This window comes from Paenibacillus sp. S-38 (genome assembly GCF_049942825.1).
Lineage (GTDB): Bacteria > Bacillota > Bacilli > Paenibacillales > NBRC-103111 > Paenibacillus_G.
On the sequence record NZ_CP187970.1, the window covers coordinates 1,809,960 to 1,822,957 of the forward strand.

At 57.5% G+C, this 12,998-nt stretch carries 13 protein-coding genes; 12 read left to right on the top strand and 1 reads right to left on the bottom strand.

Going from position 1 to position 12,998, the window contains the following annotated elements:
- Nucleotides 1–69: 69 nt before the first annotated feature.
- The 11 genes from ppdK to ACP26L_RS08720 all read left to right on the top strand — a co-directional run bounded on the left by ppdK (nucleotide 70) and on the right by ACP26L_RS08720 (nucleotide 11,362).
- Complete coding sequence (gene ppdK, locus ACP26L_RS08670; RefSeq protein WP_426452115.1) at nucleotides 70–2,748, top strand: pyruvate, phosphate dikinase; 2,679 nt, start codon at nucleotides 70–72, stop codon at nucleotides 2,746–2,748.
- Between the two features lie 284 nt (nucleotides 2,749–3,032).
- Nucleotides 3,033–3,407 carry a rhodanese-like domain-containing protein gene (locus tag ACP26L_RS08675; RefSeq protein WP_426452116.1) on the top strand — a complete coding sequence of 125 codons (375 nt, stop codon included), beginning with the start codon at nucleotides 3,033–3,035 and terminating at the stop codon, nucleotides 3,405–3,407.
- Between the two features lie 38 nt (nucleotides 3,408–3,445).
- Complete coding sequence (locus ACP26L_RS08680) at nucleotides 3,446–3,709, top strand: metal-sensitive transcriptional regulator (protein WP_426452117.1); 264 nt, start codon at nucleotides 3,446–3,448, stop codon at nucleotides 3,707–3,709.
- Between the two features lie 233 nt (nucleotides 3,710–3,942).
- A complete protein-coding gene (locus ACP26L_RS08685) occupies nucleotides 3,943–4,173 on the top strand; it encodes a sulfurtransferase TusA family protein (RefSeq protein ID WP_426452118.1) in 231 nt (76 codons plus the stop codon).
- Nucleotides 4,174–4,273: 100 nt separating this feature from the next.
- A complete protein-coding gene (locus ACP26L_RS08690) occupies nucleotides 4,274–4,753 on the top strand; it encodes a DsrE/DsrF/DrsH-like family protein (protein ID WP_426452119.1) in 480 nt (159 codons plus the stop codon).
- A gap of 38 nt (nucleotides 4,754–4,791) precedes the next feature.
- Entirely contained in the window at nucleotides 4,792–5,367 is a 576-nt protein-coding gene (locus ACP26L_RS08695) for a sulfurtransferase TusA family protein (RefSeq protein ID WP_426452120.1), read from the top strand.
- A 53-nt stretch (nucleotides 5,368–5,420) separates the two neighbouring features.
- Entirely contained in the window at nucleotides 5,421–6,548 is a 1,128-nt protein-coding gene (locus tag ACP26L_RS08700; RefSeq protein WP_426452121.1) for an MBL fold metallo-hydrolase, read from the top strand.
- Nucleotides 6,549–7,330: 782 nt separating this feature from the next.
- Nucleotides 7,331–8,173, top strand: coding sequence for a hypothetical protein (locus ACP26L_RS08705; RefSeq protein WP_426452122.1), 843 nt, complete (start codon nucleotides 7,331–7,333; stop codon nucleotides 8,171–8,173).
- A gap of 198 nt (nucleotides 8,174–8,371) precedes the next feature.
- Nucleotides 8,372–9,559 carry an acyltransferase family protein gene (locus ACP26L_RS08710; RefSeq protein WP_426452123.1) on the top strand — a complete coding sequence of 396 codons (1,188 nt, stop codon included), beginning with the start codon at nucleotides 8,372–8,374 and terminating at the stop codon, nucleotides 9,557–9,559.
- A 118-nt stretch (nucleotides 9,560–9,677) separates the two neighbouring features.
- Nucleotides 9,678–10,667 (top strand): cation diffusion facilitator family transporter, encoded by a 990-nt coding sequence (locus tag ACP26L_RS08715; protein WP_426452124.1) that lies wholly within the window; start codon nucleotides 9,678–9,680, stop codon nucleotides 10,665–10,667.
- A gap of 149 nt (nucleotides 10,668–10,816) precedes the next feature.
- Nucleotides 10,817–11,362 (top strand): GNAT family N-acetyltransferase, encoded by a 546-nt coding sequence (locus tag ACP26L_RS08720; protein WP_426452125.1) that lies wholly within the window; start codon nucleotides 10,817–10,819, stop codon nucleotides 11,360–11,362.
- Nucleotides 11,363–11,460: 98 nt separating this feature from the next.
- Here the strand turns inward: ACP26L_RS08720 and ACP26L_RS08725 are convergent, their stop codons facing one another.
- Nucleotides 11,461–11,850, bottom strand: a complete 390-nt coding sequence (locus ACP26L_RS08725; protein ID WP_426452126.1) for a hypothetical protein — start codon at nucleotides 11,848–11,850, stop codon at nucleotides 11,461–11,463.
- Between the two features lie 217 nt (nucleotides 11,851–12,067).
- On the opposite strand from ACP26L_RS08725, the gene ACP26L_RS08730 reads away from it, so the two are divergent.
- The gene (locus ACP26L_RS08730; protein WP_426452127.1) at nucleotides 12,068–12,847 is read left to right on the top strand and encodes an ABC transporter ATP-binding protein; all 780 of its coding nucleotides are present in this window, start codon (nucleotides 12,068–12,070) and stop codon (nucleotides 12,845–12,847) included.
- Nucleotides 12,848–12,998: the final 151 nt, after the last annotated feature.

The window sequence follows — 12,998 nt, forward strand, 5'->3', positions numbered from 1 at the left end:
ATAATACATACTAAATAAGAATAGTGCGTCACATTTTATGTTCATATAGAGATGGGAGGAGAAAGACGGATGAGAAAACAGAGGGTGCTGTTTTTTACGGAAGGGAATGCGGAGATGAAGACACTGCTTGGGGGCAAGGGGGCGAATCTGGCCGAGATGACCAAGGCGGGACTGCCTGTCCCTCCGGGCTTCACTGTAACGACCGAGGTGTGCCGGGCTTACTTCGCGGGAGGGAATCTTCTGCCCGAAGGCCTGATGGACGAAGTGGCTTCCGCTATGTCCGCCATCGAAGCGCTTAAGAACCAGGGCTTCGGACGGGCGGAAGCCCCGCTGCTGGTCTCCGTCCGGTCGGGATCGGTAACCTCCATGCCCGGCATGATGGATACGATCCTGAATCTCGGTCTCAACGACGAGACGGTGGCCGGACTTGCGGTTATGACGGGGAATCCCCGTTTTGCCTATGACTGCTACCGCCGCCTCCTGCAGATGTTCGGGAATGTGGTGTTCGAGATCGAGCATTATCATTTTGAACGGGAGCTGCTTCTGCTCAAGAAGGAACAGGGCTGCACGGAAGACAGCGAGCTCAGCGCGGAGAGACTGGAAGAGCTGTGCCGGGCCTACCAGCGGGTGATCAAGAAGAAGGCCGGCGTCGCCTTCCCTCAAGCGGTGTTCGACCAGCTGCACATGGCTATCGAGGCGGTATTCCGCTCGTGGAACAATCCGCGGGCCGTGGTGTACCGCAAGCTGAACCGGATCCCGGACCATCAGGGGACGGCTGTCAACATCCAGTCCATGGTCTTCGGCAATCTCGGGGAGGACAGCGGGACGGGCGTGCTGTTCACCCGCAATCCTTCTACAGGGGAGAAGGTGCTGTACGGTGAGTATCTGATGAACGCCCAGGGAGAGGATGTCGTGGCCGGTATCCGTACCCCGCAGGAGATCGCCGGTCTTGCAGGGGAACAGCCCGCGCTGCACCTGCAGATCGAAGAAGTGGCGCAGAAACTGGAGCGGCACTACCGGGACATGCAGGATATCGAGTTTACGATCGAGAACGGGAAGCTGTATATTCTGCAGACGCGCAGCGGCAAAAGAACGGCACAGGCGGCCGTGAAAATAGCGGCGGATCTGGTGGAGGAAGGCGTCATTTCAAAGCCGGAGGCCCTGGAGCGCATCGAAGTGAGCCATCTGGATCAGCTCCTGCACCGCTCGATCGATGAGGGGCAGCCCTTGAACGTGCTGGCGAGCGGCCTGCCGGCTTCGCCGGGGGCTGCTACAGGACAGGCCGTATTCGACGCGGACACCGCAGAGGAGTGGGCGAGAGCGGGCCGGCAGGTACTGCTCGTCCGGGCGGAGACGACGCCGGAGGACATCCACGGCGTACTGGCCGCCACCGGCGTGCTGACGACGCGGGGCGGCATGACCAGCCATGCGGCGGTCGTCGCCCGGGGCATGGGCAAGCCGTGCGTCTGCGGCTGCGAAGCGCTTCGCATCGGGGAAGGGAGCTTCACCATCGGCGGGAAGCAGGTGAACGAAGGCGAGTGGATCTCCATCGACGGGGCGACCGGCCGGGTGATTCTCGGCAAGCTGCTCCTGAAGGAGCCGGAGATCTCGCCGGAGCTGTCCACGCTGCTCGGCTGGGCGGATGAGATCCGCCGCCTCAAGGTATTGACCAATGCCGATACGCCGGAGGATGCGGCCAAGGCAAGAGAGCTGGGCGCCGAAGGGATCGGCCTGTGCCGGACCGAGCACATGTTCATGTCCGTCGAGCGGGTGCCGGTCGTGCAGGAGATGATCCTGGCCGAGGACGATGCGGCGCGCAGGGAGGCCCTCGGCAAGCTGCTGCCGATGCAGCAGGAGGACTTCGAGGGCATCTTCCGCTCGATGGCCGGCCTGCCGGTAACGGTGCGGCTGCTTGACCCGCCCCTGCATGAGTTCCTGCCGAGCCTCGAGCACCTCATCGTCCAGCAGGCCCGCCTCTCCTGCGATGCTTCGTCCGACCGGGCGGAGAAGGAGAAGGTCGACACCCTCCTCCGCAAGGTGCGGGGACTGCACGAGATGAATCCGATGCTCGGCACGCGCGGCTGCCGGCTCGGCATCCTCTTCGAGGATATTTACGAGATGCAGGTCGAAGCGCTGTTCCGTGCGGCGCTCACCTGCAGGGCGGAGGGAATCGAGGTGCTGCCCGAGCTGATGATCCCGCTGGTTGGCCATGCGAACGAGCTGAAGCGCCTGCGGGAGCTCGTCGACCGGACGGCTGCCCGTGTGCTGGGTGAGCTTCTGCCGGAGGTGCCTTACCGTGTCGGGACGATGATCGAGGTCCCGCGCGCGGCCATCACGGCCGGGCAGATCGCATGGCATGCGGATTTCTTCTCCTTCGGGACGAACGATCTCACGCAGATGACGTTCGGTTACAGCCGGGACGACGCGGAAGGCAAGTTCTTGACACACTACCTGGAGCACAAGCTGCTGCCGGAGAACCCGTTCCAGGTGCTCGACGAAGAGGGAGTGGGCGAGCTCATCCTGTGGGCCGTTGAGAAGGGACGCGCCGTGAAGCCGGCCCTGAAAACCGGCGTGTGCGGGGAGCACGGCGGAGACAAGGATTCGATCTTCTTCTGCCATGGAGCGGGCCTCGACTATGTGAGCTGCTCGCCTTACCGGGTGCCGCTCGCCCGCATCGCCGCCGCCCAGGCGATGATCGCTGCGGGGCGTAAGGCGGCTCTGGAGCGGGAAGCGGTGCAGACCGCGTGAAGAGGGGAAGAACCCGCGCTGCGGAAGCATCGGTACAAATGTAAATGGAGGTATGCCGGGACGGCTCGGCATGCCTCTTTTTTTCGCCCGGTGGCTAGAGGTATATACTCGCAGGTGGAAGAGCATCACTCCGGAAGCCGGTTGACAGCGCAGTGGCTGATGCTCTACTATCAGTACGTATAGGGGTATGTGTATATAGGTATGTACTGACTGCTCCTAAAATTAGGGTTCTCCACTATCCTTAATTCATGGTTGGGTGGAGCCTGCGGAGGGATGTTCTGTTCATGACCATTTTGCTGCTGCTTGGATTGTGTATCGTGTGGGCCCTTAGAAGCTGGATGCCGGTGAAGGGGCTGGTGTTCCTGGATCCGGGGGACGTGCACAGGATTCCTTCCCAGGCGTCCTTGAAGAGGGTGGATATCCGTGATGAACTGGATGCCCGGCGGGATCCGATTCCCGGAGCGGTGAACATCTCGCTCGGCCGCCTTCCGTACGTCTGGAAGAAAGAGCTGAAGCCGGGTGAGCCGGTCCTTCTTATGACGGATAACCGCCGCAAGAGTATCAAGGCGGCCCGGGTGCTGAAGCGAAAAGGGTTTGCCGAGATATATGCGCTGCAGAACGCGCCCTGTCCTTGTCCTTCTCCATGTTATCGGACATAATAGGTATACCTGCAGGAGTATAAGGGGGGAAGTTCACCATGCGGACCTACGATGATAAAGTTCGCCAACGTCTCAAGCGGATGGAAGGCCAGATCCGGGGCGTGCTGAAGATGATGGAAGAGGGCAAAGAGTGCAAGGATGTCATTGCCCAGCTATCGGCTGTACGCAGTGCCGCGGATAAAGCGATGGCCTATATTGTGGCGGTTAATCTGGAGCAGTGCATTCTGGAAGAGAAAGCCAAAGGGAACGATACGGGCAGAATGGTACATGAAGCGGTAGAGCTGCTTGTGAAAAGCCGTTGATCCCTGGCCGTAAGCATAGATGGGAGTGCCGGCAGCAGCGGAGCTTCGGGACAGATTTATGACGGATTGCGAAGCTTTGCCGGACAGCGGGCTGCCGGCTTGTTAACCCGCAGGGTGGGGGATTGACAGCCCCCTTTTTTGCGTTTAATATACCCATAGGGGTATAAGTATAATTTGTACTAGCCCGATGATCACAAGACAACGAACAAACAACAACGGAGGAATGCACGATCATGACCAACGCAGATAAAGTACTGGATGCCAAAGGCCTGGCTTGTCCGATACCGATAGTCAGAACCAGGAAAGCAATGCAGGAGCTGAGCGCAGGCCAGGTACTTGAAGTACACGCCACCGACAAAGGAGCCAAGAACGACCTGGCGGCATGGGCCAAGTCCGGAGGACACCGGCTGCTTGCTGACCGGGAGGAGGACGGCGTGCTGAAATTCTGGATCCAAAAGGGCTGACCCGGCTGGCCGAGCCTTTTTTGACCATTATATACCCATACAGGTATAGGTAATAAATCTAACATCAGTGAGTCCACTTTAAAGGAGAGAACCCGGCACCATGACGGACCAAAAGAAGACCACCATTATCCTGTTCAGCGGAGATTACGATAAAACGATGGCCGCCTTTATTATAGCCAACGGGGCTGCGGCCTATGATCATGAAGTGACCATTTTCTCCACCTTCTGGGGCCTTAACGCGTTCCGTAAAGAGCAGCCTGCACCTGTGAAGAAAGGCCTCCTGGAGCGGATGTTTGCGAAGATGATGCCGCGCGGCGCGGACCGGATGGGGCTGTCGCGTATGAACTTCGCCGGTATGGGGCCGCAGATGATCAAGCATGTCATCCAAAAACATAATGCGATGCCCCTGCCTGATCTCATCGAGCTCGCCAAGGAACAAGGAGTCAAGCTGGTCGCCTGTACGATGACCATGGACCTGCTCGGTCTCCAGCCTGAAGAGCTCATAGACGGCTTGGAGTACGCCGGCGTAGCTGCGTATCTCGGGGAAGCTGAGAACGGCAATGTCAACCTGTTCATCTGATCCATGATCGGATTCCACATAGGGAAGGAGCACGTTGCGTGAATATCAAAGCCAATCTGATCGTGGATGCCAAAGGACTGGCCTGCCCGATGCCTATTGTCCGGACGAAGAAAGCCATGAACGACCTGGAGCCAGGGCGCATTGTAGAGGTCCAGTCTACGGATCAAGGCTCCACCGCCGATCTCAAAGCTTGGGCGGAAAGCAGGGGGCACCAGTACCTCGGTACCGTGGAGGACGGAGGCCTGCTAAAGCATTATCTCCGCAAATCGGCGGGGGAGGAGCAGCAGGAGAAGAAGCACCCGCATGCGGCGGAGAATGAAGAGCTGCTGCGGCTGCTGAATGCGGGCGAGGCGCTGACGGTGCTGGATGTCCGGGAAGAGGCCGAGTTCCTGTTCGGCCACATTCCGGGAGCCCTGTCGATTCCACTGGGCGAGCTCGAGTCCCGGACCGGTGAGCTGGACCGGGAGAAGCCGCTCTATGTGATCTGCCGGACCGGCAGCCGCAGTGATCTTGCCGCTCAGCAGTTGGCGGAGGCCGGCTTTACGAAGGTCTTCAACGTAGTACCAGGCATGAGCCGATGGACCGGAGAGAAGGTCAGCGAAGCAGAGTCTTGATGCGTAATGCTATATTTTTTTGTCCGAAATAATACTCCGGGGGGTATATGAGCATGGAAGTAAGAGCGATGTCGGCAGGGGAAGTCGCAGCGAAAGTCGTTGGTCGGGAAGCGCTGTTCATCCTGGATGTGCGCAACTCGAGCGATTTTGCGGATTGGAAGATCGAAGGGAAGAGGTTCCGTCACCTGAATGTGCCGTACTTCGACCTGCTGGATGGAGTAGACGAGATGAAGGATCTGCTGCCAGCCGGTGAAGAGGTTCTGGTGGTGTGCGCCAAAGAGGGCTCATCGGTCATGGTGGCCGGGATGCTGTCGGAAGTCGGTTTCCGGACAGCCTATCTGCAGGGCGGCATGAAGGCATGGAGCGAGCACCTCGAACCGGTCAAGGTAGGGGAGCTTAGCGGGGGAGGCGAGCTGTACCAATTCGTACGGGTAGGCAAAGGGTGCCTGTCTTATATGGCCGTTTCGGATGGGGAAGCCGCGGTGATCGACGCTGCGAGGATGACGGACGTCTATACGGATTTTGCCAAATCCCTTGGTGCACGCATGACCCACGTGTTCGATACCCATCTGCATGCCGACCACATCTCCGGCGGGCGGAGAATAGCCGAGGAAACCGGGGCTGCATACTGGCTGCCCCCGAAGGACGCGGAAGAGGTGACGTTCGAATACGAAGAGCTGGAGGATGGACAGACTATCACCATTGGAAGCGCGACGATCCGCATTCATGCGCTGTATACCCCGGGACATACGATCGGTTCGACCTCCTTCATCGTGGACGGACGGTTTTTGCTCACCGGTGATACCCTCTTCATCGATTCGATCGGGAGACCGGACCTCGCGGGAAAAGCGGAGGACTGGGCCGGCGATCTTAAAGAATCTCTGCACACAACGTACAAGCAGCTTCCTGGTGACCTGACCGTCCTGCCGGCTCACTTCATGACCGTGGATGAGTTGAACGAAGATGGAAGCGTCTCGGCCCAGCTTGGGAGTCTGTTCGAGCGCAACCACGGTCTGCGTCTCGGGGAGGAGCCGGCCTTCCGCAGGCTGGTAACGGAGAGCCTGCCGCCGCAGCCGAACGCTTACCGGGAGATCCGGGAGACGAACAGGGGCAAGCTTCAGCCGGATGAGGAGAAGCAGCGGGAGATGGAGATCGGACCCAACCGCTGTGCGGTAAGGTAAAGGTATCCTGAGGAGGCCCTGTAGTGGGCGCGTAAAACAAACGGGAGTCTGCTGCGGTGATCGCGGCAAGACTCCTATTTGTCGATAAAGGCGGACGTGTTACGCAGGGAACATGCGGACCTGTCATAGGGCGGCCAGGGGGGCTTTTCGGCTGGAGACTCCGTCATGGACCCATTATTGGAGCAGAGGAAGGTGAAAACTTACAGTAGAAACGGCGAAGGAGGGGGGCGGGACCGGCAATGGAAGGAACGACCAGGCCGGGTTATGACTGCAGGGTAGGCAGGCCGGCGTATTCGTTGCTGCGTTCATACCGCCGTTCACTTGAGAGATTTCGAGATAAAGGAACGGAGGTATCTTATTTACATATTTCCCGCGATTTCCCAGATATTAACAGAACTCAGATGTCTTATGGGCCTCCTCTTCATCGAAAAACGGCGTTATGCCTCAATATAGCGAACGTAAGTTCCTCTATTTTTAGAATCGCCCTGTTGAAGATGGAGATAACGTATCTGCGTTCCGTTAATGGCTTCATCCAGAGTGGCTGCTGCTGCCGATTCCCGGATCTGAGGCGAAACTGTGGTGTATACAGGCGTCCCGATACGCGAGTTTACATCCCGGCCTTCCCAGCGGTCGCCGAGCAGGGCGGGCTGCCAAAAGGGGAGCAGCTTGGGAGCGTTATTATGATGAAGCAGGAAGGGGAATAAGGGAGGGGTGCAGAAATCCCTTATATTGGATTCCTTATGTGGGATCCTTATTGAAGTCGATCAGGAGGAGTGAACCAAGTGACTGCAGCCTCTGCGGCCGTTCCCTTTTTGCAGCAGATCTTAGCATGGGAGAAGAAGATCGCTCCAGACGTCCCTTATCTTGAAACCGCGACCGGTCTATTCCTGGGAATCCATGCCAATGACAATGGAGGCTATTCTTGCTCGCCTGCGGACTCCGTTTGTTTTGCCCGCACGGGAGTGGACGGTGTTCACTACTGCATTCTGACAGATTTCAGCACGCATACGAACTTGGAGGAGGCGCCTGTCATCTGCGTGGCTCCTATGGATTTTGGCCACTGCGTACGCTTGGTGGCGAAGAACCTCCGGGATTTCTTCTCCATGACATTGGCCGGTCAGGATCTATTGCTGTTCAACGATATCACCGTCAAACCAGCCTACTTGGATGCCGTGAGGCGGCAGGAGGAAGATCGGACGACAGAGTACTTTGACCACCGGGAGTGGAAGAGGCAGGGAGAGAAAGTATGGCGCATGGCACAGGAGGAGTTCGGATTGAAGCCTATCCCGGATCCGTTCGACTATATGCAGGAGATTCGAGCTGACAGACGGGGCCGGGTCGTGCTGCAAACGGAGGATGGCTTGGGCGTGATGCCGATCGGGGGAGGCTCCTCCACTGCCTGCGGGCCCCACCCTTGGAGCGGGGGAGCGTTTTCCTACGAGCGCTTAAGTGAGATTACCGCTTTCCTGGATACGGCGGGGGCTGAAACGAAGCTTTCCTTGATCCGCGATTACCAGGCACAGGCGTTCAGCGATTGCGATTCCCTGCTCCTGCTCGTGAAGGAGTTGGAACGAATGGGACTTCCGTCAGAGGCCAGGCGGCTGCTTCACTGCATGAACAATTGAAGGGATCATTTGGAGAGCGAAACCTGGGAAGCCGGCAGCTTAGCCGGTTTCTATTTTTTTGTCCATGCAATCCATATATCTCCTAAATTTTACTTTAGATTGAAAGGGTGCTGTTGTATGGATACCTCTGGTAGCGTAGAATGGGCTAAAATAAGCTTGCATCGCATGGGAAATTTTGCCGAAGGAGGAACAATACCGTTGAATCCTGTCACAGCCGCAAAGAAAGAACACTACCCGGAACTGGATTCGATCCGGGGAGTGGCATCCCTCTCCGTATTGATCACCCATCTGCTGCTGGTGTTTCCGCTGATTGCCTCGTCCGTCTCGTATCAAGAGCATCCCTTCCTCTTTATCGCCAAGTATGTGCCGTTCCTGAGATCGCTGTTCATCGGAGGACCGGAAGCGGTCAAGCTGTTTTTCGTATTAAGCGGGTTTGTGCTGGCCCTGCCATTTCTGAGACCGGGGGCCCATATTGCCTATCTCCCCTTCATCGTCAAGCGGTTCTGCCGAATTTACTTCCCTTACTACTTAGCCATCTCGCTCGCAATCTTCCTCAGTTGGGCCATGGGGCAAGGCCCTCTTCCCGAATTCAGTGACTGGTTCAACTCCAGCTGGACGGAACCGCTGACGCTTCCGTTACTGCTTCACCATCTGCTCCTGGTCGGGCAGTTCAACGATCATGCCTACAACAACGTCATCTGGTCCCTGGTCCACGAAATGCGCGTTTCCCTCATCTTTCCTCTCCTCATGTACGGGGTCATCCGATTCTCCTGGAAGCGGAACATCCTCTTGTACCTGGTCCTTGGCTTTGCGGGTTTCTATCTCGAAGGGTACGGTAACACGCTGGGCTTCCTGCTCTTATTCGTGGTTGGCGCGCTGCTGGCCAAGCACAAGGACCGGTTGATTGCCGTTTATCAGGCCCTGACTCCTATTTGGAAAATCGTATGGTTTCTTCTCGGCTTCTTCCTCTACTCCCTGCATCTGCCCGACTCCCTGAAGAATGCCGCCCTGACCACGGTATTCACCGATCTTAATATGATCGGCTGCTGCCTGCTCATCCTTGCCGCGATGTCCAAAGGAGCGTTCTCCAGGCTGCTCCTGCATCCTGTTCTCCACTTTTTCGGGAAGATCTCCTACAGTCTGTACCTCCTCCACCTGGTCGTTCTGATCGCCAGTGTAAGATTACTCCATGGCCTGATCCCCATCGGGCTTATTCTAGGGATCGCAGCCCTGGGAAGCGTCGCTTTGGCCGCTCTATCGTACTATAGAATCGAAGTCCCTTCGATCCGGATCGGGCGGAAGTGGGCTGCCAAGCTGTCCGGACGAACGGAACCGGCTGCGGCACCGGGAGGGACGGGGAAGGTGAACGAGAAGCCTTTTGTCTAGCCTAAGCCCTGATCCTGAAACCTTGCGGGATTCATTTCGTATACGGGGGGTAATGTCTTATCATAAAGACGGGACCATTGTAGAAAAATAATGAACAGTACTGAACTTGGAGGAGAACATGCAATCCGAACCTGAACATCAAAGCTGGAAGGAACTCGTCAAGAAAGGAAACAAGTCTTCGGCCGTAGCCATGGCCGGGAATGCCGTAATCGCGGGCATCAAAGCGGTGGCGGCCGCATGGAGCGGAAGCGGGGCGATGTTCGCTTCGGCGATGCACTCCCTGGCGGATGCCATCAATCAAGGCTTCGTCTTCGTCGGCAGCGTGCTGGCCGAGAAAAAGCCCACGCGCCAATTCCCTACGGGCTTCGGACGGGTGATTAATATCTTCTGCATGATCGCTGTGATCGTAGTGACGGTCATGGCTTACGAGACGATTCGCGAAGGTTGGCACCTGATCCAGCATCCGGCTGCGAGCAGCGGCGGCATCTGGCTTAATATCACGGTGTTATTCATTAATCTTGTCGTCGACGGCGCCATCTTGATCAAGGCGATGAAGGAGATTACGGTGGAGGCCAGGGTTGAAGCCCGAGGCTTGGGTGTTGTCGCAAGCTCTTTCAAGAATGTCGGCCGCGCCGCGCCGCCTACCCGGCTGGTATTCTACGAAGACTTGGTTGCCGTTTCGGGTGCGCTTCTGGCGATGATTGCCGTAGTGGTTACGGCGCTGACAGCCTTTCACGCCATCGATGGGGTCGTCACGATTCTGATCGGCCTGCTGATGGTCGGTGTGGCGTTCCGGGTCGGATACGATAATATGATCGGCCTCATCGGCGTGGCCGCCCCGAAGGAAGTGGAGGAGAAGGTGGCCGCAATCATTCTCGCCGAACGGTCGGTAACGGATATTTTCCAGATGCGCATTCTGCAGGAAGGACGCTACTACCACGTGGAGGGGCTGATCGAATTGAAGCCGGGCCTGTCGCTGGCCGATGCGGATGACATCAAGTTCAAAGTGAGGGACAAGCTGCTGCAGGATCCGGATATCGCCGACGTCACCCTGGGTATTCTCGAAGATAACGGGGTGCGGAACTGGGTTCCTGCGGAAAGTAGGTAAGTTTTCTAGCGAAATAAGCCCCTAACGGAAGGCCGCCAAGCAGGATTTGGCGGTTTTTTGCTGTTGACAGGGATGAAATGGAAAACGTATACTGGGTTCAATTTATCCACCCGGCTCCGGTACCGCCGGGGATAGGAGGTACGGGCATCATGGGAAGCAGCAGGATGAGAACGGGACCGGACCTGGACATCCGCCGTTTGGGGCGGGGTGAAGTTCCGGCGGTTGCGGCGCTGATGGAGGACGTGATTTCCCGCATCCCGGCGCAGGAGCTCTTTGCCACGGATGATGTGGACTACCTGTATGCGCACGTGGAGGAGCAGGGGGAAATCTACGGGGCGTACATAGATGGGGAGCTTGCGGCCTATTCGGTGCTGGCGTTCCCCGGACTTCGCGAAGGCAATCTCGGCAGGGAGTTCGGCGTGCCGGAGGGGGAGCTGGCCTATGTCGCGGTGCTGGATGCGACTGTGGTTCATGAATCCGCCCGCGGCAGAGGGCTGCAGCGATATTTTCACGAGCTGCGTGAAGAGCGCGCAAGGGCTGCGGGCTGCCGTTATCTTTATTCGACCGTGCATCCGGAGAATCGGACAAGTATCCGGAATTTGGAGGCGAAGGGCTTTGAGCTTCAATTTACCCGGCTCATGTACAGCGGCAAGCCCAGGCATTGTTACGCCAAACGGTTGGGGGAGCAGACTTGAGTTCGGTCTTGGTACGATTAGAGCAGCTGCCGGACAGCTGCTCTCTTAGTGCCATGAGGCAGCGGACGCATCTCGTCAGGCAGGGCAGGGACAAGCGGCTAAGCGCTTCCGCCGAGCCATACGAGTACGGCTGCGCCCAATAGTCCGGCCCAGCCGGGATGCTTCGCCTTCGTACCGATCAAGATCAAGGCCGACCCCGCGAGCATGAAGACGGCTACAGTGTTCTCAAGCACGGTGAAGGTACTTAGGCGCTGCGGCTGCCGCGCCAGCCACAGCAGGAGCCAAGCCATACCCCACCCGAGAACCGTCAGCACATGCCAGCTCGCCCACAGAATGCGTACATTGGACTCTTTCAGCAAGTTTCCGCCATCCGTCGGGACCAAGCCGCTGCGCCTCATCCTGCGGAAGATCAGGAACTCCCCGAGCACGCTGTGAATGAGTCCAACCGCGAGGATGAGGACGGCGGCGCTTAGAAAAAAACTATTCAATTGAAATCATCCCTTTCCTTGGCAAGCAGAAGCGGTCGAGGCAGTTGTGGATGCTCGAAATCCACGAGGGTCCTGCTGACTCCGGCATCCCGACTAGCTTGGTTTGGAGCACCAGGGGCAGGACTTGACGTTCTTATAAGCTATCCGCTGTAAATTACTATACCATAGATGGGGGAAGCGGTTTATCCGTTGTCGAACCGAGGGGGGTAACCAAACCATGGAAGAAGTCATCCGTCTTGAGCAAGTTTCCTACCGCAGAGGGGACAATGAACTCCTCAGGAATATCGATTGGACGGTTAACAAAGGCGAGCATTGGGCGGTGCTTGGATTGAACGGGTCCGGCAAAACGACCATTTTGAACATGATCACCGGTTATATATGGCCGACGCAGGGGCAGGTTTCCGTGCTTGGGGAGCTCTACGGTACGGTGGATTTGAGGGAAATGCGCAAACAAATCGGCTGGGTCAGCTCTTCCCTGCAGGAGAAGCTGTACACCAACGATAAGACACAGAATATCGTGATCAGCGGCAAACACGCGTCGATAGGCTTGTATGAGAAAATAACGGAAGAGGACGCAGACCAAGCCGTCTCCCTGATGCGGCAGCTGGGCTGCGGTCACCTCGTAGACCGTTCTTACCAGACCTGCTCCCAGGGGGAGAAGCAGAAGCTGTTAATCGCCCGGGCGCTCATGGCCTCGCCTAAGCTGCTGATTCTGGATGAGGCGACCAATGGGCTCGACTTTATCTCCCGTGAGGCGCTTCTTGCCAGCATTCAGCAGCTGGCGGCCCGGCCGGACTCGCCGACGATCCTGTATGTCACCCATCATATCGAGGAGATTGTGCCGTTCCTGAACCGGACGATACTGATCCGCCGGGGGGAGATCTTCGACCAGGGAGCAAGTGCTGAAGTGCTGCGGGGCGATACGTTGTCCGCCTTTTTCGAGACGCCGGTAGAGCTGCAGTGGCATAACGACAGGGCATGGATCACCGCGCCCTAGAGCTGTTCGGTAAGACCACATGGGATGGCGGGCAAAGCAGCAGCGGGCTCATCCCGCGCACCATTGCCGAAACCAAAAGTGGGATGGGTACGAGATTACGGAACTTCTGGAGACTCCCCTTCTTTGATAAGCTAAAGTCAATTCAAAGAAG